This window comes from Paraburkholderia sp. UCT2, assembly GCF_014397665.1.
In the GTDB taxonomy this organism is placed as follows: Bacteria; Pseudomonadota; Gammaproteobacteria; order Burkholderiales; family Burkholderiaceae; genus Paraburkholderia; species Paraburkholderia tuberum.
Map to the genome: position 1 here is coordinate 1 of NZ_VZQO01000003.1, position 25,913 is coordinate 25,913.

Annotated in this window: 21 protein-coding genes; 9 read left to right on the plus strand and 12 right to left on the minus strand. The window is 61.6% G+C overall.

All coding sequences use genetic code 11. The features are described from left to right. Positions 1 to 171: 171 nt before the first annotated feature. Entirely contained in the window at positions 172 to 975 is an 804-nt protein-coding gene (locus tag F6X39_RS03205) for a hypothetical protein (RefSeq protein ID WP_187615540.1), read from the plus strand. Positions 976 to 1,184: 209 nt separating this feature from the next. On the opposite strand, the gene F6X39_RS03210 is transcribed toward F6X39_RS03205, so the two are convergent. Then, positions 1,185 to 2,063, minus strand: a complete 879-nt coding sequence (locus F6X39_RS03210; protein ID WP_187615541.1) for an NmrA/HSCARG family protein — start codon at positions 2,061 to 2,063, stop codon at positions 1,185 to 1,187. A 115-nt stretch (positions 2,064 to 2,178) separates the two neighbouring features. Here F6X39_RS03210 and F6X39_RS03215 point away from each other — a divergent pair, with 115 nt between their 5' ends. Next, the gene (locus tag F6X39_RS03215) at positions 2,179 to 3,102 is read left to right on the plus strand and encodes a LysR family transcriptional regulator (protein WP_184012337.1); all 924 of its coding nucleotides are present in this window, start codon (positions 2,179 to 2,181) and stop codon (positions 3,100 to 3,102) included. A 351-nt stretch (positions 3,103 to 3,453) separates the two neighbouring features. Here the strand turns inward: F6X39_RS03215 and F6X39_RS03220 are convergent, their stop codons facing one another. After that, a complete protein-coding gene (locus F6X39_RS03220; RefSeq protein ID WP_184040530.1) occupies positions 3,454 to 3,918 on the minus strand; it encodes an Lrp/AsnC family transcriptional regulator in 465 nt (154 codons plus the stop codon). Positions 3,919 to 4,106: 188 nt separating this feature from the next. On the opposite strand from F6X39_RS03220, the gene F6X39_RS03225 reads away from it, so the two are divergent. The 3 genes from F6X39_RS03225 to F6X39_RS03235 all read left to right on the plus strand — a co-directional run bounded on the left by F6X39_RS03225 (position 4,107) and on the right by F6X39_RS03235 (position 5,995). Further along, positions 4,107 to 4,646, plus strand: coding sequence for a LysE family transporter (locus tag F6X39_RS03225; protein WP_262413230.1), 540 nt, complete (start codon positions 4,107 to 4,109; stop codon positions 4,644 to 4,646). Positions 4,647 to 4,664: 18 nt separating this feature from the next. After that, the gene (locus F6X39_RS03230) at positions 4,665 to 5,129 is read left to right on the plus strand and encodes an SRPBCC family protein (RefSeq protein WP_184040524.1); all 465 of its coding nucleotides are present in this window, start codon (positions 4,665 to 4,667) and stop codon (positions 5,127 to 5,129) included. Positions 5,130 to 5,572: 443 nt separating this feature from the next. Next, entirely contained in the window at positions 5,573 to 5,995 is a 423-nt protein-coding gene (locus F6X39_RS03235; RefSeq protein ID WP_187615542.1) for a PaaI family thioesterase, read from the plus strand. Positions 5,996 to 6,176: 181 nt separating this feature from the next. On the opposite strand, the gene F6X39_RS03240 is transcribed toward F6X39_RS03235, so the two are convergent. The 3 genes from F6X39_RS03240 to F6X39_RS03250 form a co-directional block, all read right to left on the minus strand. After that, positions 6,177 to 7,796, minus strand: a complete 1,620-nt coding sequence (locus F6X39_RS03240; protein ID WP_187615543.1) for a methyl-accepting chemotaxis protein — start codon at positions 7,794 to 7,796, stop codon at positions 6,177 to 6,179. 368 nt (positions 7,797 to 8,164) lie between these two features. Further along, entirely contained in the window at positions 8,165 to 8,647 is a 483-nt protein-coding gene (locus F6X39_RS03245; RefSeq protein WP_121320573.1) for a cupin domain-containing protein, read from the minus strand. Between the two features lie 465 nt (positions 8,648 to 9,112). Further along, positions 9,113 to 10,834 (minus strand): dihydroxy-acid dehydratase, encoded by a 1,722-nt coding sequence (locus F6X39_RS03250; protein ID WP_187615704.1) that lies wholly within the window; start codon positions 10,832 to 10,834, stop codon positions 9,113 to 9,115. 205 nt (positions 10,835 to 11,039) lie between these two features. On the opposite strand from F6X39_RS03250, the gene F6X39_RS03255 reads away from it, so the two are divergent. The 3 genes from F6X39_RS03255 to F6X39_RS03265 all read left to right on the plus strand — a co-directional run bounded on the left by F6X39_RS03255 (position 11,040) and on the right by F6X39_RS03265 (position 15,986). Then, the gene (locus F6X39_RS03255; RefSeq protein WP_187615544.1) at positions 11,040 to 13,805 is read left to right on the plus strand and encodes an MGH1-like glycoside hydrolase domain-containing protein; all 2,766 of its coding nucleotides are present in this window, start codon (positions 11,040 to 11,042) and stop codon (positions 13,803 to 13,805) included. Between the two features lie 170 nt (positions 13,806 to 13,975). Next, positions 13,976 to 15,298, plus strand: coding sequence for a DUF2254 domain-containing protein (locus F6X39_RS03260; protein WP_187615545.1), 1,323 nt, complete (start codon positions 13,976 to 13,978; stop codon positions 15,296 to 15,298). A 10-nt stretch (positions 15,299 to 15,308) separates the two neighbouring features. Further along, a complete protein-coding gene (locus F6X39_RS03265) occupies positions 15,309 to 15,986 on the plus strand; it encodes a carbonic anhydrase (RefSeq protein ID WP_187615546.1) in 678 nt (225 codons plus the stop codon). Between the two features lie 952 nt (positions 15,987 to 16,938). On the opposite strand, the gene F6X39_RS03270 is transcribed toward F6X39_RS03265, so the two are convergent. After that, entirely contained in the window at positions 16,939 to 17,718 is a 780-nt protein-coding gene (locus F6X39_RS03270; RefSeq protein ID WP_184009305.1) for an SDR family NAD(P)-dependent oxidoreductase, read from the minus strand. Between the two features lie 226 nt (positions 17,719 to 17,944). Between F6X39_RS03270 and F6X39_RS03275 the strand changes: the two genes are divergently transcribed. Continuing rightward, complete coding sequence (locus tag F6X39_RS03275) at positions 17,945 to 18,757, plus strand: AraC family transcriptional regulator (protein ID WP_316251644.1); 813 nt, start codon at positions 17,945 to 17,947, stop codon at positions 18,755 to 18,757. Positions 18,758 to 19,165: 408 nt separating this feature from the next. On the opposite strand, the gene F6X39_RS03280 is transcribed toward F6X39_RS03275, so the two are convergent. The 6 genes from F6X39_RS03280 to F6X39_RS03305 form a co-directional block, all read right to left on the minus strand. Beyond that, on the minus strand, positions 19,166 to 19,618 hold the full coding sequence (locus tag F6X39_RS03280) for a MarR family winged helix-turn-helix transcriptional regulator (protein WP_184040147.1): 453 nt from the start codon (positions 19,616 to 19,618) through the stop codon (positions 19,166 to 19,168). After that, positions 19,615 to 20,043, minus strand: coding sequence for an ester cyclase (locus F6X39_RS03285; RefSeq protein WP_184040150.1), 429 nt, complete (start codon positions 20,041 to 20,043; stop codon positions 19,615 to 19,617). Before F6X39_RS03285 ends, F6X39_RS03280 begins: the two co-directional genes overlap by 4 nt. Before the next feature lie 382 nt (positions 20,044 to 20,425). Further along, complete coding sequence (locus F6X39_RS03290) at positions 20,426 to 20,680, minus strand: hypothetical protein (protein ID WP_187615548.1); 255 nt, start codon at positions 20,678 to 20,680, stop codon at positions 20,426 to 20,428. A gap of 972 nt (positions 20,681 to 21,652) precedes the next feature. Then, positions 21,653 to 22,006 carry a hypothetical protein gene (locus tag F6X39_RS03295; protein WP_187615549.1) on the minus strand — a complete coding sequence of 118 codons (354 nt, stop codon included), beginning with the start codon at positions 22,004 to 22,006 and terminating at the stop codon, positions 21,653 to 21,655. An 852-nt stretch (positions 22,007 to 22,858) separates the two neighbouring features. Beyond that, a complete protein-coding gene (locus F6X39_RS03300) occupies positions 22,859 to 24,172 on the minus strand; it encodes a hypothetical protein (protein WP_187615550.1) in 1,314 nt (437 codons plus the stop codon). A 156-nt stretch (positions 24,173 to 24,328) separates the two neighbouring features. Then, a complete protein-coding gene (locus F6X39_RS03305; RefSeq protein WP_187615551.1) occupies positions 24,329 to 25,879 on the minus strand; it encodes an alpha/beta hydrolase in 1,551 nt (516 codons plus the stop codon). Between the last annotated feature and the right edge of the window lie 34 nt (positions 25,880 to 25,913).

A 25,913-nucleotide genomic window follows, 5' to 3' on the forward strand; every position in this document is an offset into this window, starting at 1 on the left:
TGGCCTCCGCGTCGGAAATCGCCGGGTGCGGCACGTCCGCACCGTGCGGCTCTGACAGCAATGCTAACCCGCGTTTGATTCCGTTGCGGCAGGCCAGCCTCTGTCCCGCAGGAAGTCATACTGCCTAGCAAGCGGTCATGTGGATCTATACTGGGGTACCTGGAGGCTCCGATGGCTAATCAAGACAGACTGCATCCGCTACGCCCGCTCCTGAAAAATTGGGTTTGGGAGCATGGCCGAATCGGTACCCGATATCTGGACTGCTCCGATGGCGAAATCAAGTTTGACGAAGGCAAGAAGTCGCGCTTCGCGGCCGAAGAATACATTCACGTGCCACTCGACAAGGATGCTGACGACGATGCGCCTGTGGAAGGTCCTGCGATCCAGGAAGCGGGGCTCGCCCGGTTTTTGAGGGCAGCGCAGTTAGGCAGGCCCGAGGAGGCCGGCACTATCGTGGAGGTCCAGCGCGCAGTGCAGGACTGCATGGAACTCGGCCTGTTCAGCGCATATCAGTTGAGCGCCCGGCAGGCCGCCGCACGCTATGCGCAAGAACCCATGTTCGAGGATGAAATCCGCGCTGCGATTGTCGACGATATCCGACGTATCTACGCGGGCATGCGCGAGCAATTGGCGCTGTACGATTTCAGTGTGCTTTACGGCTTGCCCACGCCCCTGCTCATCAGCGAGGCGCCGTTCATCGACTGGCGCGTGCGCGCTAGTCCGGCCCTTCCGTTTGTCTCGCTTCCTCTTGGGCCATACTGCCTGCTGGTGGGTGCGCCGTCGGGCAGGAGCAGCCGAATTGGCCCCGTGGTCTGGAAGTCCGCCGCGGCAATGGGCCCGTTGAAGGACCACAACCGCCAAATCGCGGAGCACGCACGGTTGTGGCTGGTGGCGACCACTGATGACCAACTCGTCGCGGTACAAAGCCGCTTTGCTGATGCCAGGAGCCCCAAGCCAGAGGATGCGAGGCCCTGACTGAAGTCGGCGGGAAACGCGTTGAATCGTTCGTGCTTCTGGAGACGATTTACGGACGTCCGCTCCCTGAAGCCACGAGTGTCACGCTGGGTCGATATCCGCGCGGCCTTCATAAGCAGCGGAATACGCCCGCGAGCAGGGGTCGGCCCCGTCAAGCCCCCCGTCGCGCGTGCCAGCCTCTGAAAGTCGCGATCGCGTATCCTGGCAGGTCAGTCCTTAGCCCACGCCGCAGCCATGGCGACGGCAAAGTCCCGATAGGATCTCGGTTGCCGTCCCAGCAGCGTCGCCAGACGCTCGACGTCCGCGCTGGACGCGACCGCGCCGTCCTGCTGATACCGGCCCATCATGAGCCGCATGTCGTATGCGAGCCAGGCAGGAGCAACCGACTTGAGGCGCTGCTCAAGGACGTCGAGGTCGTCGCCACAGTAGCGGACGGGACGTCCCAGCGCCTCGGCCCAGATCGAAACCACGGTTTGCGCATTGATCACGTCAGGACCGACGAGTTCGTACGTCTCGCCCGGCAGCGGGTTTGAGCCACGCTCGCGGCGCAGCAGTTCGCGCGCGGCAGCCTCGCCGATATCACGGACGTCGACCATGGAAATGCCTTTCGCGCCAATTGGCATGCCGTAGACGCCGTGCGAAAGCAGCGGGTCTTTCTGCCGGACGTCGTTCTGGATGAAATACGCGGGGCGCAGCACTGTCACCGGCAGGTCGAGGTGTTCGATCATGCGCTCGACCGTATGTTTGCTGGTGAAGTGCGGCACGTCGACGTATTCGGCGCCCTTGAACACCGACAGATAAACCACGCCTTTCACACCCGCTTCCCGTGCGACGCTCAGGGTCTGCATCGCCTGAGTCAGCTCGTCCGCGACGTTGGGCGCAAGCAGGAACAACGTGCTGACGCCGATCATCGCCTGCCGCACCGCGTCGACGTCGGACAGGTCGCCCTTCACTGCGGTGACGCCACCAGAAAATCGCGCTTTCTCCGGTGTGCGGGTCAGCGCGCGTACCTCGGCACCGCTGCCGCCCAGATGCTCGATAACCTGCTTACCGATCACGCCCGTGCTGCCTGTAACGAGGACTGCCATGGGTATCTCCTTGAAGTGGATGGGCTGGGTCCGCCCGTGAGACACACAATAGTCGTTTCGCTCAATAGTCGAAAGTGCCAGAATTCATACACTTCGTCTCGTAAACGGAACGATCATGGATTTGACGTCGCTCGGCGATTTCAATGCAGTTGCACTGCACGGTGGCTTTGGGCCCGCCAGCCGGGCGCTCGACCGCCCCAAGGCCACCCTCTCGCGGCGCGTGGCCGAGCTCGAGGAAAGCCTCGGCGTCAGGCTGATCGAGCGAGGCTCACGCAGGCTGCGTCTGACAGAAGAGGGCGTTGCACTCCATGAACGCACGCGGGGGCTCATGGCTGAGATTCAGGAGGCGGGTGAAGCGCTCGCCTCGCGCGCCCCGGTGGCGCGCGGGCGGCTGCGCATCAGCGCGCCTGTCGTTTTCGCGCATGTCGTGCTGTGCCGGATCGCTGCGCGCTTTGCGCTCGCCTATCCGCAGGTCGAACTTGAGGTCATTGCAGAAGACCGCATCGTGGATCCGGTGGAGGACGGCTACGACCTCGTTATCCGTATCGACCCGGCGCATGGCGAGCAGCTCGTGGGACGGCGCATCCTCGGTGACGAGCGCCTCGTGGTCGCGGCGCCGGGCATGTCGATACCTTCGAGACCGGCACCCGATGCAACCGGGTTGGAGGTGCCGGCCGTTATGTCGGCCGCGGCACCATCAGGCGCGTTATGGCACATGCGAACGGAAGACGGTGGTGCGATAGCGATCAGGCCGATGCCCGTGTTGCGGCTGTCATCGTTGCTGATGGTGCGTGACGCGGTGCTCGAGGGCGTAGGCGCGGCGCTCTTGCCCAGATTGCTGGTTGAGCATGATGTGTCGACAGGAAGACTCGCCTGTTGGGGAAAGGCGGGCTCGCCCGTGGAAATCTGGGCCCTTTACAATTCGCGCCGGCTTCTGAGCGCGAAGGTGCGAGCGTTCATGACTATGCTGCAGGAGTTGCCGGGTCGGGAGCGCAAATGGGGTGGCGCTAGCAGCTCCAATGATTCTCCGCGCCGCTAGCTGTCTCTGTGGTAGCGCGGCGACGTGGTCGAGCCGTCGAGCGGCTGCTTTCGGCGACATTGAGTGTCTCTAACGGGTCGTTCACGGTCCTCCGTTGTCGCCGGTAACGGTTGTCGGTGTAGAGAACAAAAATTACGAGGACCAGGGGCAGCGTAACGCGAAGACTCTGATGCAGATCCTCGGCGGCGACGCAATCCAGCCTTGAACGCCAGCAGGCAGCGGTCGGCCAGTTCCCGTCATTCACTATCGACGGAGAGTAGTCATTCAAGCGACCGCTTTGCTCTGGTAGTTGCCCTTGAACCGGCAACGGCGCGACCGCGAGAAGCGGATCGGCCGCGGCCCCTTGGAGGCTCAGCGTGACGCGCCCGGCACCACCAGGCCGCGACGCGGAATGGGGGTGGAGAAGACGATCGAGGTTCGCGTCTCGCCATAGCTGTTGATGGAGGCGAGAAAGCGCTCCAGTTGCTCAAGGCTGGGGGACACCACGGTCACGATGTAGGAATCGGCGCCGGCCACGTGATGGCATTCCAGCACCTCGGGCGCGCGGCGCAGCTTGTCGAGAAAGCTATTCTTGCCGGGCTGCGGCACGGTGATGCCGACAATGGCGCGCACGGCGTAGCCGGCCTGCACCGGATCCAGTTCGACACCCAAAGAGCGCACCACGCCGGAGTCCTTCAGACGCTTGAGTCGCTCCACAGTGGCAGGCACCGACAACCCAGCGGCAAGGGCCAGGGTCTTCAGCGGTGCGCGCCCATCCTCCTGTAGTGCCATCAGCAGCGCCCAGGCTTTGGCGTCGAGTTGCAGTGCTTCGGTCATAACGGGCTTCTACCTGAAAAATCGAAAGTTGATTGGATTTTGGGTTGGTGTTTTATTCTGTGCAACTTTTCGATGCCGTCGGATAATTCTCGACATGGATCTCATCCTGTCGTCACCCGTACCCGTGCTGTTCGGCCAATCGCTACTCATCGGGCTGTCGATCGCCGCGCCCGTCGGGCAGATTGGATTTGCTGGCCATCCAACGCACGTTGGACCATGGCCGCCCTGCGGGGCTCGCCACTGGATTGGGGGCGGCATTCGCCGACGCAGTGTACGGCGCCATCGGCGCGTTTGGCGTCAGCGGACTGATCGGCTGGTTGTTGAGCCTGAGGCTATGGCTGGGCCTGTTCGGTGGCGGCTTCCTGCTATGGCTTGCCTGGCGCATCGCCACAAAGCGGGCAGTGCGCAGGGTGCATACGTCCCCGCCGACCAGGACGCTACTGCGCTACGTGGCCGGCACGTTTGTGCTGACGATGTCGAACCCGACGACCATCCTGTCGTTCATGGCGGTGTTCGGCGCGCTGGCAGGCCGCGCGCCATCGGTGTCGCCTTGGGTGATGGTGGTCGGTGTACTGGTGGGCTCGTCGCTGTGGTGGTTGATCCTGTCTACCGGTGTGCGCCAGTTGCGCGACCGTTTCGACGAACGTTGGCAACGCGCCGTCAACCTAAGCTCAGCCGCGCTGCTGGCTGGACTCGGGCTATGGCAGCTTGGCCAGCTCACCATATGATCAATGGAGGATTAACCCATGGCGCACCGTCTGCACGCAAGCCACCGAATCGTAGTCGACGCCGCGGTCGACCAAGCCTTCATGTTCTTCACGCCGGCCGGCGAGGAGCTGTGGGTTGACGGCTGGAAGCCAACCTACGTCTACCCCCGCGACGGCCGCACAGAGTCCGGTATGGTGTTCACCACTGGTCAGGGTGATGAGCTGACCATCTGGACCCTGGCTGACTTCGACAGCAAGGCCCACCGATCGCGCTACTTACGCTGCACACCGGCCTCGCGCACCAGCCTTGTCGACGTGCGTTGTGTCGCAATCGACCAGGCGCGCACCGAAGTATGGGTGAGCTACGAGCTCACCGCGCTGAACGCTGCGGGCGAACAGGCGATCGAGGATTTCGTTGGCGAGCGCTTCGCTGCAATGATCGACGACTGGGCACGCAAGATAGCAGCTTGTCGCGAGTTGCTGCTGGCAACTCCAATCCGCTGAAGCGCTCGGCCCGTGGCTGCAGCAGCTTCACGGCTTCTGCGACACCGACGTACACCGCCAATCGCGAGCGGTGCCGGTCAAATCCGCGGATTGCGGACTTGCTGTCGCCACACTGGGCTTGCAGCACGACGCAGGGCAGCCTGTCACGCAAATTGATCAGCTCGCGGACGGATGGAGAGTCCAATGCTCTCGCCGCGGCGCGACAGTCGGCTTTGAGGCAACGAATCCGGGGAGCAGCGTCGCTGTGTTGTCGCCGGGCGGTATACGGCCGGGTGCAGCGCGCATGTATTGCCCCGACTGTGGGTGCCGGCGATCGGCGGCATGCCACGTAACGGCCCATTCGTACCGGAACTGCGAATGTCGCGCGTCTCCGTCGCTAGAGCAGTTGATACGATTTAAGTGCCGCCGAATCGCTTCACCGAACCGCCCTTTTACCGACGACAATGGCCGATCTTCACACGCAAATTGCAAACAGCTTCAACGCGCAGGGGTTGATGCTTACACTTGGCGCACAGCTTCTCCTCGTTAAAGACGGGGAGGTGCAGATCGCCCTACCTTTTTCAAGTCAACTGTCTCAGCAACACGGCTATCTCCATGCGGGCGCTACGTCGAGCATTCTAGACAGCGCATGCGGATACGCAGCGCTGACGAAGGTAGCGCCTGACTTTGAAGTCGTCACAGCAGAATTCAAAATCAATCTCTTGCGGCCAGCTGTTGGTAAGCGCTTTCTGGCTATCGGACGAGTACAGAATGCAGGCAAGACCCTTACCGTCTGCACAGGTGAAGTCCGGGCGTTCTCCGGAGTTGGGGACGAGCATAAGGTGATTGCGATCATGCAGGCAACGATCGCTAACCTCCGTCGGTAACGGTTAACACCGCCGCTGTTGCGAGAGCCGCTAAGTTTTATAACGGCTGGTGTGTGATCGAAAGCCGTCGTTGGCGGACGACGCGTTGAGCGGCCGTATTGGGTGGCAAGGTGACGGTCCAAAAAAACGCGCAGACGTGCCATGAAACGCGAGGTTCGCCGCGAGATTGCGGCGCGGGTCCTTACGCGAACACTGCGCGGTGCTGCGCCGAAGCCGGCGCGAGCTGTGCACCGCCGTTAGCGTCAGCGTCGCCCACCTGAAACGCCGCGGCCGCGCGTTGCAGACTCATCGCCTGCTCCTTCAGCGACTGTGCCGCGGCCGCCGCCTGCTCGACGAGCGCCGCGTTCTGCTGCGTCATGCTGTCCATCTGCGTGACCGCGAGATTCACCTGGTCGATGCCAGCGCTCTGTTCCGCCGCGGCCGCAGCGATTTCCTGCACGACACCGGTCACACGCATGATCGCGTCGCGCGCTTCGCCAATCGTCGAGCCGGTGTTTTCGACCAGCGTTGCACCACTGCCGACGCTGCCCACCGCATGACTGATCAGCTCGCGAATTTCCTTCGCCGCGGTCGCGCTACGCTGCGCGAGGCTGCGCACCTCGCTCGCGACGACTGCGAAGCCGCGGCCTTGCTCGCCCGCGCGTGCTGCCTCAACCGCAGCATTCAGCGCGAGGATGTTGGTCTGGAATGCGATGCCCTCGATCGTCGCGATGATCTCGACCATGCGACCCGATTCGTTCGAGATCCCCTTCATCGCCGCGACGGCCTGCGTGACCATGTCGCCGCCGCGGTTCGCGATTTTCGCGGCGCCGGCCGCAAGCTCGCTGGCAGTGCGCGCGTTGTCTGCAGTCTGGCGGACCATCGCCGTCATCTGCTCCATGCTCGACGCCGTTTCCTGCAACGACGCCGCCTGGCTCTCGGTGCGCGACGACAGGTCCGCGTTGCCGTTCGCGATCTCGTTCGCGCCGCACGCGACGTTGTCGGACGCATGCTTGATCTGGCAGATGGTACCCGTCAACGCGTCGCGCATCCGTTGCATTACGTGTAGGAGGCTCGACGTGTCGCCGTTGCGCGTGCGGATCGCCACCGTCAGGTCGCCCGATGCGATCGCGTCCGCCACGTTCGCCGCGTAGGCCGGATCGCCGCCGACCATGCGCGCGATGCTGCGGTTCGTCACCGCGACGAGCGTCACGAGGACCGCGGACACGGCCACGAAAATCGCGCCGATCAGCCACAACGACGCCATGAACGCAGCGTCGATGTCGTCAACATAGGCGCCGGTTGCGATGATCCAATCCCACGGCGCATAGCGCACCACGTAGCCGATCTTGCCGACCGCCTGTGTCGAGGCCGCGCCTGAATGCGGGAACACGTAGTCGACGAAGCCGCCGTCCGGCGCCTGTGCGGTCGACGCGAACGTCACGTAATGGTGACGGCCGTCGGCATCGGCGCTGCCCGCGAGATCCTTGCTTTCGAGTGCCGGCTTGATCGGATGCATCACCATCTGCGGCTTCGAATTGATCACGAGGAAGTAGCCGTCTTCGCCGTAGCGGACGCCGCGCAGGCGTTCGAGTGCCTGCTTGCGGGCATCCGCCTCCGGCAACGCGCCGCTTTGCGCCAGCGCCGCATACTCCGTCACGATGCTGAGTCCGACGTGCGCGATGTTCGTGAGGTCGTGCTTACGTTCTTCGATGCGCGTCTCGCGCGACTGCCACGCCGCCGATACGGAGACGGCGAGCAACGCGACGAGGCTGATGATCAACGGCAGCCAAAGCTTCTGCGTAAAACTGAGCTTGTGCATCCTGAGTCCTCGTGCAAATGAATGGAAACCGCGCAGGGCTGCCGTGCGAAGTGGCATGTGTATGGGCGCGCCGTGTGGCGCCGGCGGACTGTCCGGCGGCCATCCAGGTGGTTCCTGCTCGAGTTATCGGCGGATACGAGCGAAAGTTTCATCCCGTGAAACCCTCGGTTACCACCTTGCCAAGGCGTATCGGAGGGCCCTTGTGCGTCGGCTCCCACGGAGCGTCATCAGGCACCAGCCGGCCATGAAGCGTCATTCGCCCGCACCGTTGCGCGGACGTTCAGATGTCGGATCCACCCAGCAAGCGGCCATTCAATTCGCGAGGACGAATTGTGCTTCATCGGCCATTGCGGTCATCCGCGTAAGCCTCAGTCCGGCATCCCGTTATGGTCGCCGAGTGGTCTAGCGGGCCAGTCCACCCAGCGGTCCGCGCGGGTAAGTTCGTGCGCTTCGTTGAGCGGGTAACGAATACGGTTGTCGTCGCGCGGACGTTCGCCGATCACCATCAGCCTGACTTCGTCCTTCGTATTGTTGATGAAGGTGTGGCAGATTCCGGTGCCTGCCGGAAACGCGACGGAATCGCCTTCAGCAATGGGATGCAGCACGCCGTCGATCCAGACATCGGGCTTGCCCTCGAGCACGTACACAAACTCCTGCTCGGTACTTTCGGCGTGCGGATATGACGTCCGCCGGCCGGGCAGAAGCCTCACGTGATGAATGCCAATACGCGTAATACCGAGTGCGGCGGAAAGCGGCGCGTCTAGCGCCATTGGCTCGGTATCGGCGCGATAGGAATGCGCATCCGGTTCTTCGAGTTCAGTCCAGTGTTTGATGAAATCTGGTCGGCTCATCGGTTGTTCTCCTTTAGGGCGAACATCGATAATAGCGGTTTAGGAGCGGACGTTAGCCGTGACTCGCGGCCAATCTCGGCCATGGCCACTTCTGCCGATGACCCGCCGAGCGGCTGGCAGGAGTGAATGGCCGCTGTTGTTTGGAAGCTGCCGAATATGTGCTGCTGGGTCCACCGTCGGCTCAGGGTCGACACTCGACGATGGCGCCGCCATCGAACAGGCTGCGGCGGATGGTCGGTTGAACGGGCTCGTAGTCCGCAACCCAGCGGGACCCGATACCCCCTACATTTCGCTTCTTTTCCCCGGTGATCTGCTGGGTCGCCTCGAAACACTGTGGCCCAGGCAATCCGCAATCTTCGACGACACCTCCGGTGAGGGATGAACTCTTCGTCGTTTGCGCTTGATCAGGCGCCGAACAGATCGAGTCGCGCGGGCACTTCGGTCAGGGAGTTGAAAAAGCACCCGCTACTTAAGGTCTTCGGAAGGAAACGCGGTGAGGAAGTCGAAGTCGCACCCTGCGGCGGCAGAGAGCACGTGATCGTGATAAAGACGCTGGTAACCGCGCGCATATGTTCCTTCCGCCGGACGAATCTCAGCGGCACGACGCGCCAGTTCGACCTCGTCGACCAGTAGATCGATCCGCTTGTCCCGCGCCGAGAGCCGGATCCGGTCGCCGTTGCGCACCAGCGCCAGCGGGCCACCGAGCGCCGCTTCTGGCGTCACGTGAAGCACGATGGTCCCGTACGCCGTGCCCGACATGCGCGCATCTGAAATCCTCACCATGTCCTTCACCCCCGCCCGCGCAAGTTTCTGCGGAATCGGCAGATAGCCGGCCTCGGGCATGCCTGAAGCACTGCGCGGCCCCGCGTTCTGCAATACGAGAATGTCGTCCGCGCGAACGTCCAGATCGGGGTCGTCGATGCGCGCGGCCAGATCTTCGAGCGAGGTAAATACCACGGCACGCCCTTCGTGTTCGAGCAGTTCGGGAGTCGCGGCGGCGCGCTTCAGAACCGCACCGCCGGGCGCCAGACTCCCGTTTAGAACAATCAGCCCGCCATCGGGACTGACCGGTTTCTCCGTCGAGCGGATCACGGCCGTATCGATCGGATCGGCAAGCGGCTTGTTCAAACGCTCCTCGAGACTCTGCCCGGCGATATCGCGACAAGTCAGATCGAGTTGGGGCATCAGTCCGCGCAGAACGCCCTCCAGCCCGCCGGCTGCATGGAAATCCTCCATGTAGCCGTTGCCTACCGGCTTGAGATCCACGAGTACGGGCGTTTCATCAGACAGCCGGTTGAACTCGTCGTAATCGATCTTCAGTCCGATACGACCAGCAATCGCCGCCAGATGAATCACGGCGTTGGTCGAACCGGAGACCGCGAGCAGCACGCGCAAGGCATTGCGCACCGACGCGGGCGTCACGATCCCGGCCGGTTTCGGTCCGCCATTGAGGGCCATGCGCGCAACCAGCGCTCCGGTTTCTTCGCAATTGCGCAGACGATCCGCGTGCACGGCCGGAATCGCCGCCGAACCGGGCAGCATCATGCCCAGCGTTTCCGCGATCAGCGCCATGGTCGACGCCGTGCCCATGACCGCACACGTTCCCGCCGTGACCGCCAGACGCCCCTCCACTTGCCTGATCTCCTGCGCCGAGACGTTCCCCGCGCGGAAATTCGACCAGAAGCGCCGGCAGTCCGTGCACGCGCCAAGCCGCTCGCCGCGATGTCGCCCGGTCATCATCGGACCGGCCACCACCATTGCGGCCGGCCGCTCCGCGGAGATCGCGCCCATCAACATCGCCGGCACGGTTTTGTCGCATCCACCGAGCATCACCACCGCATCCATCGGCTGGGCACGAATCATTTCCTCGACGGCCATCGCCATCAGATTGCGATAGACCAGCGAAGTCGGCGAAAGGAAGACCTCGCCAAGCGACATCACCGGAAATACGACCGGCAATGCGCCCGACGCGAGCACGCCGCGTTCGACCGCCTTGATCATTTCGGGAAAGTGGCGATGGCAGTTATTGAAACCGCTCTCCGAGGTGCAGATCCCGACGATCGGCTTGTCGAGCGATTCGCCGGTGTAGCCCATCGATTTGGCAAACGAGCGGCGCAGATAGCGCGCGAAGTCTTGATCACCGTAGTTCGTCAGGCCATTGTCGAGGCCACGCGGTTTTTGATTCATTTCCAGTTCCTTACGATCAGGCGATGCAGCGCGGATACAGCGAAAGAAAACGTCAGATGAAACCAGGAACGAGGCGGCCTCCGACCTCGATAAGTCTAAACGACGCCTATCATCCATATACCGCCCGGCGCCGCACGCGTGACGGGATGGGCGGGGACTCACGCACTGAACGTGTTCGACGGTCAATCCCGGTTTGGGAGGTCACATGTCATCGCTACGCGCAAACGATCTGCTCCATTCGAAGGAAGGATTCCGTCTGCATGGACCGGACCTCGACGGCTGGCGCCGCTGGGGGCCTTATCTGAGCGACCGGCAGTGGGGCACCGTTCGCGAAGACTACAGCGACTACGGAACCGCATGGGAGTATTTCCCCCACGAGCATGCGCGCAGCCGCATGTACCGCTGGGGCGAGGACGGCATTGCCGGATTCGGCAACGACCCACTCGACTGGTGCGTGTCGCTCGCGCTCTGGAACGGGCGCGACCCCATCCTGAAGGAGCGGCTGTTTGGCTTGACCAATGCGCAAGGCAATCACGGCGAGGACGTGAAGGAGCTTTACTTCTACGTCGATGGCACGCCGACGCACTCGTACATGAAGATGCTGTACAAATACCCCCACGATGCGTACCCGTATCAGGACCTGATCGAGGAAAACGGCCGGCGCGGCGCCGATCAGCCCGAATACGAAATCCTCGATACGGGCGTGTTCGACAACGATCGCTATTTCGACGTCTGGATCGAGTACGCGAAGCACACACCCGACGACATCGTGATGCGCGTAACCGTCGAAAATCGCGCGGATCAGCACGCGCCACTCCATCTGCTGCCGCTCTTCTGGGCGCGCAACCGCTGGGCGTGGTCAGGCAAGCCCGGCAAGCCGTCGCTCACGCTCGAGCCGGAGTCCGCCGAGGGCGCGCGCGTGATCGCGCACAATCCCGCGCTGGGCACGATGATCGTCACGGCCTCGGCGCCGCAGCCGATCGAATGGCTGTTCTGCGAAAACGAAACCAACGTCCGCCGCCTTTTCGGCATCGCCGGCGCAGGCCCGTTCAAGGATGGCTTCAACGATTACCTCGTCGATGGCGACGAGCACGCGATACGCCGCGACGCGGGCACCCGCGCCGCCGCGCATGTGGCCCTGTCGCTCGCGCCGCACGAGCGCGCGGTGCTATATCTGCGCTGGCGTCCGGCGGCGCTACCGGGCATCACGCGCGACGACCTGCCGCTCGACTTCGAAGCGCTGTTCGCGCGCCGGATCGCGGAGGCCGATGAGTTCTACGCGGCGCTCCAGCACGACATCAGCGACGCCGATGCGCGGCTCGTGCAACGCCAGGCGCTCGCCGGCATGCTATGGACGAAGCAGTATTACCAGTTCGACGTGACGCGCTGGCACGACGGCGACCCCGGTCAGCCGAAGCCGCCGAAAGGACGCCGGCACGGGCGCAACGCCGACTGGCGGCATATGTGCAACGGCGACGTCGTATCGATGCCGGACAAGTGGGAGTACCCGTGGTATGCGTCCTGGGATCTCGCGTTTCATGCGGCCGCGTTCGCGATGGTGGACCCCGACTTCGCGAAGAAACAGCTGCTGTTGCTCGTGAAGGAACGGTACATGCATCCGAACGGGCAGTTGCCCGCCTACGAATGGGCATTCGGCGACGCGAATCCGCCCGTTCATGCATGGGCGACATGGCGCGTGTACGAACTCGACCGTGAAGTCACGGGCGTCGGTGACCACAAGTTTCTCGAGGTGATGTTCCACAAGTTGCTGCTGAACTTTTCGTGGTGGGTCAACCGCAAGGATGCAGAGGACCGCAACATCTTCCAGGGCGGCTTTCTCGGGCTAGACAACGTCGGCATCTTCGACCGCTCTTCCCCGCTGCCGACGGGCGGCCGCATCGACCAGGCGGACGGCACCGCCTGGATGGCCTCGTATGCGCTCGACCTGATGCAGATCGGACTCGAGCTCGCGATGACGAACAACGCGTACGTCGAAATCGCGGTGAAGTTTTTCGAGCATTTCCTGTATATCGCGGAAGCCGTCGGTTGCAGTGAAGGTTGCAGAACGGGGCTATGGGACGGTCACGACGAATTCTTTTATGACGTACTGCATCTTCCAGACGGAACCCGTGTGCCGATGCGCGTTCGCTCGATCGTCGGCCTGATTCCGTTGTTCGCCGTGCATGTGCTCGAAGAACGCATATACGGCCACCTGCCCGGCCTGCGAGAACGGCTCGCGTGGTTTCTCGATCACCGGCCCAATCTGGCCAAACTCGTATCGCGTTGGACCGAACCCGGCAAAGGCAACACCACGCTGCTCTCGCTACTGCGCGGATACCGGATGACGGCACTGCTGCGCCGCGCGCTCGACGAAGACGAATTTCTGTCCGATCACGGCGTGCGCGCGCTGTCACGCGTGCATCGCGATACACCGTACGAGTTCGATCATGGCGGCGCGCATGTCTGCATCGCGTATCAGCCGGCCGAATCGGATTCGCGCGTATTCGGCGGCAATTCGAACTGGCGCGGGCCTGTGTGGATGCCCGTCAACTATCTGCTGATCGAATCGCTATATGAATTCCATCGCTACTACGGCGACGAGTTCCGCATCGAATATCCAACGGGATCGGGCAACCGGTGCTCGCTCAGCGAGATCGCCGACGGTCTCGCGCGGCGTGTCACTACCCTCTTTCTCAAGGACGAGCACGGCGTGCGGCCCGTGATGGCGGCTTATCCGCAGTTGCAGGCCGACCCGCACTCGTCTGATCTCGTGCTGTTCCACGAGTACTTTCACGGCGACAGCGGACGTGGCGTCGGCGCTTCGCACCAGACCGGCTGGAGCGGGCTCGTCGCGCTGCTGCTTCAGCCGCGTCTGATGAAGCTGGCCCACGTAGCGGCCGATGTCACTGCCGAAAACGCGCCGGCAGGCGCGCCAGTCGCCGAAGACGCGCTGCCCGCGATGGCGCGATAGACGGGCATCGAAAATCCGGAATCGATCGAGACGCGATTCCCGAAACTCTACGTCCTCGACCTATCGGACCAAAGTCTGATTGACCGACCTGAAGGTCACGTGCATCGTCAAAGGCGAACCGCGAACGTTTCGGCCTCCGCTGCCGCATGAATCGTAGGAAGAGCGCAAACATGGACTGGAACCGCTGGTACAGCTTGAAGAGTTACCTCAGATCTTCCCTGTGGACGGTACCGCTCGTCGCGGTGGCGATCTATGCCGTGGTAAAGCCGCTCACTGAAATGCTGGGAAGGTGGATGATCGGACACGACATCCTCGATCCGAAAACCGGCCTGTTTGCGCTGTCCATGACTGGAGCGCGGTCACTTGTCGGCGACATCGTTTCCGCAGACCTGGCGTTTCTGGTGTTTACCTTCGGTTCGCTGCTCGTCGCAATCCAGGTCGCTGGCGGTCAATATACCCCGCGGATCATCGCGACGACCTTGCTGCGCGATAACGTGATCCGCAGCATCTCGGGACTGTTCGTCTTCACGCTTCTGTTCGCCAACAGAACCCTGGGCTGGATGGGTGATAGCGAGGTGCACCAGCTTCAGGTATTCATTGCAGCGCTATTCGGATTCGCTTCTGTCGTCGCATTCCTTTTCCTGATTGATTATGCGGCGAAATGCCTGCGTCCAGTAAGCCTCGTGGCTCGGGTTGGGGAGCACGGGATCGCGGTCATCGAAAGCGTCTATCCCGACCCCGCGACGGGCCGGACCACCCCGCCGAGACTTGACCACGAGCGAGGCGTCCCTGGCCGCATTGTTCGCCATAGCGGTACATCCGGCATCGTTCTGGCCGTGAATCTCGAAAGACTTGTCGCCAAGGCGAGGCGCACTAACTCGGTTATCGAATTCGTGCCGCAAGTCGGCGACTTTGTCGCGGTGGACGAACCCTTGTTTTACCTGTACGGAGACTCTGACGCAATCGATGAAAACCGGCTGCGTACACTGGTTGCTTTTGGGACTGAACGCACGATGGAACAGGATCCTATGTTCGCGTTTCGCATCCTTGTTGATATTGCGCTAAAAGCGTTGTCGGCTGCGATCAACGATCCAACAACGGCCGTGTTGGCCATCGATCAGTTGCAGCGGCTATTGCGTGTAGTCGGAAAGCGGTCTTTGTACTCCGAAGAGATGACGGATAAGTCCGGACTTGTGCGCGTCATCTATCGAACGCCGAACTGGGAAGATTTCGTGCATATCAGTTTCCGCGAGATACGTCAGTACGGCGCGGGCAGCATTCAGATCGCGCGGCGTCAGCGCGCGGCGATAGAGAATCTCCTTCAGTGCTTGCCGGAGCATCGTCACGACGCCTTGCGTGTCGAGCTGACCCTGCTGGACCGTGCGATCGGCTCGAAACATCCATTTCCGGAGGACCTGGCGCTGGCCCGTATCCCCGACTCGCAAGGGCTTGGAGGCTCGGAAAGCTCGACAGCAAGGCAACCCGTCCTTTGAGAGGCAAACCATGCGAAAACTCATCATGGGCATCGTTGAATTCCGGGAGAAAATGCTGCCGCAATACGCGCAGCAGTTCAGCAAACTCGCGCTCGCGCAGACACCTGATGCGCTCTTCATAACGTGCTCGGACAGCCGGGTCGTGCCGGATCTGCTTGCATCGACCCATCCCGGCGATCTCTTTACGATGCGCAACGTGGGCAATCTGATACCACCGGCGACTGCGGAGGGCGTCTCTACCGGAGATCTTTCCGAGGCAAGCGCGATCGAATATGCCGTGCTGGTGTTGAAAGTCGCGAATATCGTCGTGTGTGGACATTCGGAGTGCGGCGCGATGAAGGCCGTATTCTCCAGGCACGCCAAGCTGAAATCACCAAACCTCGATAAATGGCTATGCCACGCCAACAACGCAGCGTTTCGCCTCGAACAGGAAGGTCCGCTCGACGACAGCTTGAAAGCGCACGATCAATTGTCGCAACTCAACGTACTCGTGCAACTCGAGCACCTGATGACCTACCCGATCGTCCGCCAGCAGGTCACTGCCGGGGCACTCGTATTGAGCGGCTGGTGGTTCGACATCGCGACGGGCGCCATGTATGCCTATGAGCGCACGAGCCGCTCATTCGCAGTCATCGATCGCACAATGGCTGATCGGATGATGGCGCGGCTTGCCGCACGGGCGAGGTGACGGGTTGCGAAGCCCGCGACGGGACCGGCATGCCTTTGGACTGCGTTGACCGCGACAACTTCACCTGCATTAGGGTCGACGGCAGCCGGTCGAGGTGGCGGCTGGGTGGCATCACGGTAAATATCGTCGTGCGCGTACGGGGGCGCTGGCGACGACGCACTGCTATGGTGGTGATGAACGTGGGGTTCGCTCACCGTGTTGGTCCGCGTGCCTTGTTGCTCCGCATACGGTTGAGCCGAGTCGAGCGGCGTGCTGGCTGCACGGCGACCGCTGCAGTTTGCGACAGCGGCGGCGTTACCGCCCGGGATGTCGGAAGCAGACCGGTCATTGCGGCGATGCCGGTGCCGCTGGCGAGAATCACAGCAACGGCAGCTCCGGCGACCAGAGGATGAAGCGGCTGTGCGGGGACGAATCGGAAGGCAGGTTTGTGTTCATTGCTGGCTCCATGGTATGTGCCTGCAAGAACGCCAATGCCATCAAACCGGTGGACCCTGCTATTGTGAGATTTAATCGGTTGTAGCTCGCCGGGACGCGTTGGCATCACCCGCTCCAACGGGCCACGATGCGTCACGCGCCTGCAAGCGATCCGCGTGCGGTGCGCGCCTCCGGTAGAGTCGTGAAAAGGAAAAGTGCTTCGGCTACTGTAGACCGCATTCGGCAGTAGCCGGCCATGAACGGCCCCTCGTCCGATACGTCGTCGAGACATTCCAATGGCTGCATCACTACACAAGCGGTCACCGGGTTGGCGGTGCTGTCTCACCCGGACGCGCGGGGCCATAACCTTTTTCGACGCCTGCGCATCCGCTTCGAACGCCTTGCATTTATTCACGAGGCCTTCTGAAAATGGCCGGATGCGTCATCTGATAGCTAAACCGAACACAACAATCTCGGGGTGAACTGTCAGAACCGCCGCTGCACTGAAGCGGCGCATCGACGCCTTTGCAAACGGACGTCATATCTGGATTCCGCCCGCTACTTCGATCCGCTGTGCGTTGACCCATCCGAACTCGTCCGAGAGAAGTGCCGCGACCACCGGCCCCACATCGGTCGGCAACCCTACGCGGCCAAGCGCTGTGTGGTCCGCGACGGCTTTGTTGACCTGTGGATTGTCACGCACGATGCCGCCGCTAAAGTCGGTCGCTATCGCGCCCGGCGCGACGACGTTCACGGTGATCCGGCGCGGCCCGAGTTCGAGCGCCATGTAACGCGTCAGTGCTTCGACGGCCGCTTTCATCGGGCCGTAGATGGCCCGCCCTGGAAACGCGAAGCGGGCGAGGCCCGACGAGATATTGACGATGCGTCCCCCGTCGCTGATCAACGGCAGAAGCTTTTGGGTAAGCAGGAACGGCGCCTTGAAATGGACCGCGAACTGTGCGTCGAGCTCGGCTTCAGTGCCCGCTTCCAGGGTTGACGCGGAAGACGTGCCAGCATTGTTCACGAGATAGTCGAAGCGCTTCGCACCCAAGCTATCGAGTGCTTCTCGCACTCGCGTGACGAAAGCGTCGAACGTGGCGGCTTTATCTGCGCTGAACTGCAGCGCAATCGCCTTCGCACCCGCCTCGGTCACGAGTGCTCGGACGTCATCGGCTTCGGCCTGATTGGCGTTGTACGTGAAGATCGAGTTGACGCCGCGGGCGGCAAGCCGCAGTACCGTATCGCGGCCGATGCCTCGGCTACCGCCGGTAACGATCGCAATGTTCGAACCGGCGCGTTGAGCGTTAGCTGTTGTCATCTGACACCTCCTGTTGGCTGGGATACGTTTGATTGTCCGCTCCCGTTCTTGCCGTGAGAATGTCCGAACCTGCCGAGTTATTGCCTGATCCTGCTCGGTTATCCTATGATGTACCAACCTCATTCTTATCATACCGTTCAGCATGCCCAGCAGACTCGCCGCCGCCGCGCTTCGCTACACCGACAGATGTCCGGGCACGAGCCCGTACGCGACACCGCTCGAAGGCGTGTCCATTCTTCGCTCAGATCAGCCGAAACCGCCGACGCTGCGCTCCGCGAGTCCCGCCTTGTGCATCGTCGCTCAAGGCGCGAAGTGGGCAAGTTTTGGCGGCGCACGGTTGGAATATCGGGCGGGGCAGGCGCTGGTCGTCGGCGTCCAAACGCCGTCCCGGGGGCAAGTGTTCGAGGCCAGCCCGGACAAACCTTGCCTGGTTCTGCTTTTGCAGCTGGATCTGTCGATGATCCGTGCGGTCGCCAATGACATGCCGACTGCCCCAGTGCCGTCGGGCGATGCAAGCTGCGGCGTGTTCGTCGCCAATTTCGACGGGCCTTTGATGGATTGTGCACTGCGCATCGTGCATCTGCTCGATACGCCCGATGCCGCCGCCGTCCTCCAGCCCATGATCATGCGTGAGATCGGCTACTGGCTCCTTGCGGGAACAAACGGCCCCAAAGTTGCGAAGCTCGCGTCGATCCAGAGCCCTTCGCACAAGCTCGCGCGCGCGGTAGACAACATGAGGGCGAATTATGCGCAACCCATGAGAGTGGAAGACCTTGCCAGAATCGCGCAGCTCAGCGAGTCGGCGTTTCATCGGCAGTTCAAAGCGCTCACCGGCTTGCCGCCGTTGCAATACCAGAAGCAATTGCGCTTGCTGGAAGCTCGCAGACTGCTGCTGTCGCAGTCCATGAGCGTGCAGGCCGCCGCATTCGAAGTCGGCTACGAAAGTCCGTCGCAGTTCAGCCGCGAATATGCGCGGATGTTCGGCGCTCCGCCAAAAAGGCAGTTGGCACATTTGAAGACGATTGGCGAGGCCGCATAGGCCGCGCGTCCAGCGGACCACCTTAAATTGCCGCGCAACGTCGCGGCCGCAGGACAGGGTCCGCCCGAAATTCGCCGACTGCTGATGACGCTGGGAAGGGCACGACCAACCGACCGTTGCTATTGCTTACGAGACATTCGGCCTATCACGTGTCGAATGGCCGAGTCGGGTCGCGTGCCGCCGATCGCTGCCTTGTGAAGTTCGAACGATGTATGCCGATTGCATGAGGCAGTGATCGGCCAACTTCGGACGTTTGATGGTGATATAAAGATCGTCGACGATCGAACGTCGTCGACCGAAAATTTGCTGCACGATCCTCGCGATCGGCAAACTCCAGCCTGATTCTCAGTTTGCGACTTTACGTCAACCGTCGACCCTTATCTGCAACGGAGATGCCGCGAGGTTCGATTAGTCAATCAGCTTGTTAAGTGTTCGAACCGCAACTTCCAACGCTGCGCGCTCTTCGCGGCTCGTCTTCTTGATCAACTGATCTGTAAGCCATTGCGAACGTGTGGATCGTTCATGGGCGGTCTTTGCTCGCCCTTTATCGGTCAGATCCACGACGTAAGCGCGGCGATCTTCAGCATCCTGCATCAAGGTCACCAACCCTTGTTCGACCAGCTTCATTACGATCAGCCGCATAGTCTGATGAGTCACCGCCCTGCGCACGGCGAGGGTCGAAATACTGACAGGGCCCGAGCGTTCCAGCAGCGAAAGTGTCTCGTTCTGCGCGTTCGAGTGCGTACCACTTTGCTCGCGGACGACCTTAACGAGACGGCTCACGACATCGCGAATCGATTCACCTAGAACTGCGGCTTCACTGGTGCGGATGGTAGGACGGTTCCGGTCTGCCTGGCTCATTTCGGGAGCACTGACTGTCTGTGAAGTCGCGCAACGACGGCAGCAAGCGTATTGACGCCCCAATGCTCGACGTATTGTCCGTCCCGAATGCGGACGATATCGATTACATCGATCGAAATGTTCTCTCCGGTTGCCTCGACGCCCAGCAGTGGCCCGACATGTTTGCCGGAAATCGATTTTCGCGTAGTGACTTTGTCACCATCGCATAGTTGCTCATGAATGTGGACTTGCATGCCTTCAATTGCTGGGCGTAACACGGAAGTAAACGTCGCCCACATTGTTTCGGCGCCTTGCATCGCCTCATTCGGCACTGACCAGTTGACGAAGTCGGGCGCCATCAGAGCCTCGAAGCATTCTCGATTGCCGTCACGGATCACTTCGTAATTGAACCGCTCGACGACAGCTTTGGGATCGTTGCTGTTCATGCCTGTCCTTCACTTTTCAGAAATTCGTTAAACCTCTCGGGAGGGTATGTATAAATAATATACAGCAATGCTGTATATTTCAAGCGAATGAGTCCCCGGCCGGTCTGCGCACGGCCGATCTGATCGACCGTTCGATGTCTGATGAACACGGGAACTTGCTACTGCGGCTGAGCGACCGCTTTGGAGAACGTTGGCTGACCGAAGCGGGTCGGCTGCGGAAGTTCGGGATGTGATAGTACCGAGGACGGGCCGCGACGGCGGTTCGCTGCCGGCCGCTGCAACCAGTTCGACCGGCAGGAGAAGAGATTCACCGAGAGAGCGGATTTGGGTTCACCGTCGCAACGGTCTTCCAGCCAGACCACCATTTCACTTGCGTTCGTCTTTACTCGACGATGCCGACCAGATCGTCAATCTCCTTCTGGATACGCATCTGAGCCTCTTGTGCAGCGGCATCGAGTGTGTTGGCAACGAGCGGGAGCATCAGCCCTGAACCCTTGAATTCAGCTTCGAAATGCACCCACGCTGCGTAAGCGCAAACACCGGAAGCCTTTTGCACGAGGTTGATCGTTATGTCGTATGTCCGTCGCTTGCCGTACTTGCGGGTGTACTGAAATCGGCTTAACAGCGGTTTGTACATCACGTTTCCGTGGCTGCTTCTGAATTGACCGATTGCAGGAGTCGCGGTGAAGGCAGTCGTTCACTGCTTTAGGGATGTCTGCCGGATCCTGCAATGCGGCGTTAGCTATTTGCTGCCTGGTTCAAAGTCGACGATCTGCCGAACGGGGAGCGAGGTATCGGTACGCCATCCACAACCGCGCAAGCACAGCGCACAGCAAACTCGTATGCACAGGTCTGGCTTGCAAACTGACCAAGATCACCCAATGAGGTAGATTCGCCGTCCTCCTTCAAGATGCAGGCACGGGCCACGAACGTGTTGCCGTACCTTATCGTTGACGCTTGAATCGCTGCGCCATGGTGAAATAGAACCATTGAATACTCTCCAATCGCCGATCATGAAAGCGTATTGTAATGTTATCATTTGCACGCGTGGAGACTGTTACCATTCCACATAAAACGCTTAAGTGTGACGACAGGAGATGCGGGCGCTCGCTGCGCCCCGCCAATAGAGCGCATCTTGTCGAGCCTATCGAGCAGGAGACCGCATATCGGCCGTCGAGTCCGGGCTGGATCGCTGGCGCTGGATGGCCATGAAGGGCCCTTTGCCCTTCGCCGGGCGTCGCGCGGACATTCGAAACGCAGATCCCTCCAGGAGCCAGCCGTAGAGCGGACTTTGGATCGAAGGGCAGTTCAAGGTCGAGTTCTGCCCGAGGCGGACCGATCAAGGGCGGCCTACTTCCCCGATTCAACGTCGGACCGGGATCGGCCAATAGCTGCCGTCCGCGTAATGCGAAAGCTCGCCATTCCAATGACCGCTTCACATCGGTTACGAAAGCTCGAGGCTGATTCGCCTGCGGTTGCTCGGGCCATCGAGCTCCCAGATTGACCGAATCAGCTCATTGATTGGCCGCGCGGGCCAGCAACGCTTCCGGAGGATCTCGATGTCCAAATATGGAATATTGGAAACGGGCGGGGCATCGATCGCTTTGCGTCATCTCCCGAATAGCTTCGCTTTGCGCCAGGTTGCAAATGCGTCTTTGATGAAAGCATTGCCAGCCTTGTCGGCGAGCGCATATGCCTGCTGTTCGGTCATCCAGTACCGCTGTCTAGCTGCATCGTACTGGAGATACCCAGAAGCAGTGAGGTCGGCCAACCACTCACGCACGCCGCACAATTCTGTTTTGGTTATGTTTGCAAGCTCTTCTGCTGACGACGGATTGTCAGCAAGCGCTGCAAAGAATGCCAGTCTATTGCTGGCAACTATCGTGGGCGCGTATATGACCGGTTCACGACGATGATGAATTGCGCTATAGAACCTGGCAAGCTTCCCGGTATAAATAGCCATGACTGCCTCCTCACCTTGCATAGGTGCAAAGACGGGTCGACGGGATGGTCCACTGGATCAGATGAATTGCGGCGTCGGATCGGGGACATGAGGAGTCGGATGGCGCCAGTGTGCCACCACTACTGAGACGAGAAAAACTAATTTAACTAATCTCGATTAAGGAACGCTAACGTGTCGCCGCGTGTTGCGGTGCGACCCAACGCGCTTCGCGCAGCGCCGAACAGGAGTCGCCAATTGCAGCCAGGATCCATATTCGAGTTGCAGCGAAGGCAAAGGCCGACGAGACTCGCCGGGCGAGGCCGAGGCTCAAAAGACCGTTCCAGTTTGGAAGCTGACATCGTGCTCGCCCCGGGTCGAAGGACGCCTATGGGTCGTGAGTACGCGTTCGCCCGCAGAGAGCGCGGACATTCGCAAACGCCGACATGCGAGAGTCGGGAATGGGATTGAGAGCTGCCTTGCAAACACCGACAGCCGAACGTCGGGTATGGCCGAGGAGTCCGCGTTGAGTATCCGGCGGGTCACGAACTGGAGCAGTCCTTCGAATGAGCGCTCGAAAATGCGGTCGAGCGGCAGAAACTGAGCCGGCTTCTGCCACAGCGTGGTCTATGGTTAGCACAACCCCACATACAACGCCCGCGCAATAGGTAGCGCGGTGAAAAGCGAAGGTGTACGTCGATCCCAACGCGGGTCTTTCAGTATTCGCAGACATTTCTTCGGTCGAGAATCTGCGAGCGCAAGGTGGGATCAGCAAGGTGCTGCGTGCCCAGCGAGTGATCTTCGCGTTGCGGTACATCCGCGATGTACCGCGGCACGGTCTGGGTGGCTCGCAAGGAAGAACCGACATCTTCGACGTCAGCTCGTCGCGCCGAAGTACACGGGTTGGCCGAAATGTTGATTGCGTGGCTCGTCGATTACCTGGCGGAACTGCTCGTAGCTGAGCGCCCACTGGTCGATCGACTGGATCTGGACCGCGTTGCCGTCAACCAGACGTTCGCCTTCGATACGCCCGACCTGTATCTGCGCTTCGAGCGGATCAAGCACGGCATCGGCAGCCTGCCTGTCACTGTCGAAATGACGCTGGGCATACAGAGCGCGCTCGACGTTCTCGTGCCAGTCGCCGCCCATCTGGTAGCGCACCTGTTCGATAAAGGCGATCACGCCATGTCCGCGCGTCGGGCCGAGATGAATCCGGCGCAGCTTCAGACCGAACAGAAAATCTTGCAGCGCCACCTCGCGCACGCCGCGCTCGATGCACTGGTCCTGCACGCCGCCCATTTCGTTTTCGAGAAAGTCCTGGGTGTGCACCGCGTCGCCTAGCACCTTGAATGAATAGGCGTACGACTGCGTGGCCAGGAACACGCCGGTGCGCTGCGTGCCGTTGACCGTGCAGGTGACGCGGGCCAGCAACACGTCGTTAGCGCGTGCCTGTTCCAGTTGGCTTCGAGTCCAGTGCATGATCAGAGCAGACGGGAATTTGAAGATCTGCTCGTCCTCGATCAGCGGAAAACCGACCGAAAGCTTCATGGTCTCGGCGACGCTCAGCACCGAAAACAGACAGTTGTCACCCGACGCGATCCGGAAGTACATCCGGTCCTTGTGCGGTGCCTGGCTGAATGGATGCCACGGCTGTCCCATGTTGTTGAGGCCGAGATCGACTCGGTTGAGCGCGCCGCCGTGCTCCCTGACCGTCGCGAAGTCGCGCCCTTCGCCCCGGCATCCGATCGGTAGGATCAGGCGGCCACCGCCCGCCGTCCTCAGCCGCAGCTTGTTGCGGAAGTAGCGCCGCACCTCGAGGCCACGCGGAATGCCCCCGGCTGCCGGGCCGCCCGGCATGTCTTTGAAGCCGATCTCGAGGGCGAGTTCCAGGACCGCCCGTTTGTCGGCGTCGGTGTCGGGCCAGGATGCGGCCTGCTGGACCACGATGGTCGCGCCGGCCGCCTTGCGCTGAACGAAGTTCATTGTCGGCTTTGTCGGATCGCGATAGACCCTGACAAACAACGCCTTGAGTTTCTCGTCACCCGGATCTAGCCGGCCGCCCGACGCACGCGCTTCCTTCCAGAAATATGCACACCACCAGCCGAAATCGAAATCCTGGTTGCTGGCATACAGTCGTTGCAGTCCCTTGAACTGATCGAGCTGCTGCTTGGTGATCCAGTCATGAGCCATTCCGGGTGCCTCCTGCAGGCCGTACGTGGTCGGGCGGCGCAATAGAGGATCGGCGCTGCCCGAAAACGCCGGTTGGCAAAATCGTACGCGGTATCCATGAGGTCGCGCGTGATGAGGCTCGACGCATTGCGGCAACCCCAGCATGTTTATTTCCAGTCATGCGGCGAGACTGCCGACAAATTGTCTGACGCTGGTGAGGACGGCTCTCTGGTCGCCCGCAAAAAACCAGTGATCGACGCCGTCGAGTTCGACGTATCGCGCCTGTGCGATCTGGCTGGCAAGATGCCGGCCAGCGCCAATTCGAACGGCGTGGTCGTCGTGACGGTGCAGCACCAGAGCCGGAGTTGAAATCCGACCCAACAGGTCCCGCACATCCGTATCGCGCAACGCCTCGAGCACGCCCTTGATGGCTCCCGGGCTCGACGCGGCCCGAAGCAAGCCCGCCCACCAGGCTCTCGCCTGAGGATCGCGAGATAGACTCGGCGCGAACGTTTCGATGCCCGCAGGCCCGCCCCAAGCCGCGACGAGTTGCTGGAGCCACACGTCATACTGACTAGCCTGCAGCGCGTGCGGATAGTCTGGCGTCGCACTTCCCTTGGCCAGCGAGCCGAACAGGACCAGGCCAGTGACTCGATCAGGGTGATCAGCGGCAAATTTGATGCATGCCGGTCCGCCCTCGGACGCACCGAACAGCACCACCCGGCGGCTCGCGGCGGCGTCGAGCACCGTGCCGATGTCCTGCGCGGTTGCGTCGACGCCAGGGTTGAACCCGACGCGGTCGGAAAGCCCGATGCCGCGACGATCGAGCAGGATGAGCCGGCCCATCTCAGCGAGAGAGGACAGGAACGTCCGGCAGCGGGGTTCCTCCCAGACCCGTTCGACGTGGGACACGAATCCAGGCAGCAGCAGGATATCGATGCGGCCGGTGCCGTAGGTCTGGAACGCGAGATGGACGCCGCCGCCCGAGACATAGCGCGTCGGCGGCGGGGCCTCGATCGGCAGCGTAGTGGCGGCGTTCAGCAGCTCACGGGTCTCGGTTTCCGGCGCCACATCGAGCGCGTCGCGAAGGCGCTGGGTCAAGGCATCGAAGTGGCGCTCGGCCGTAGCCCGGTCCCCGGCGAGCAGGAGATTGCGGATGAGGTGCCGCGCATACGCTTCGCTGAATGGGTCCAGCTGAACGAGACGGCCGGCGTGCACAGCCGCAGCCGCGTAGTCGCCGGCCGCGTGCCTGTCCTGCACCACCCGTTCCAGCGCGTGGATCGCCCTACCCCGCAAGGCCTCACGGCGAAAGAAAGCCCACTCGTCGAACTGCGGGCAATCGCCAGGCGAGAAACCCTCGAGAAAGTCGCCGGGATAGTGACGGCATGCCCGCTCGAACTCGCCGACGTCACAGGCTTGCTCGAACAGTTGCGAATCAATTTGCAGGTCGGTCGCTGATGACCATCGAAGCGTCGACCGGTCGGTGGTCAGGACGTCGTCGCCCAGCGTGAGCTGGAGGCGGTACATGAGGCGCCGCAGCCGAACGCGAACGACATCTTCGCCACTATCCGGCCACAACATGGTCGCGACGACGTCGCGCCCGACTGGGCCCTTCGCTTCCGCCAGATAGACCAGCAGGGCCAGACCTTTGCGCAAGCCTATCGGACACGGCCGGTCGTCCCGACGGATCTCCGGAAAACCAAGCGTCCGCACGCTGAATAGAGCCATCGTAGTGCGACCCTCCATGACGGCGTCCAGGGGA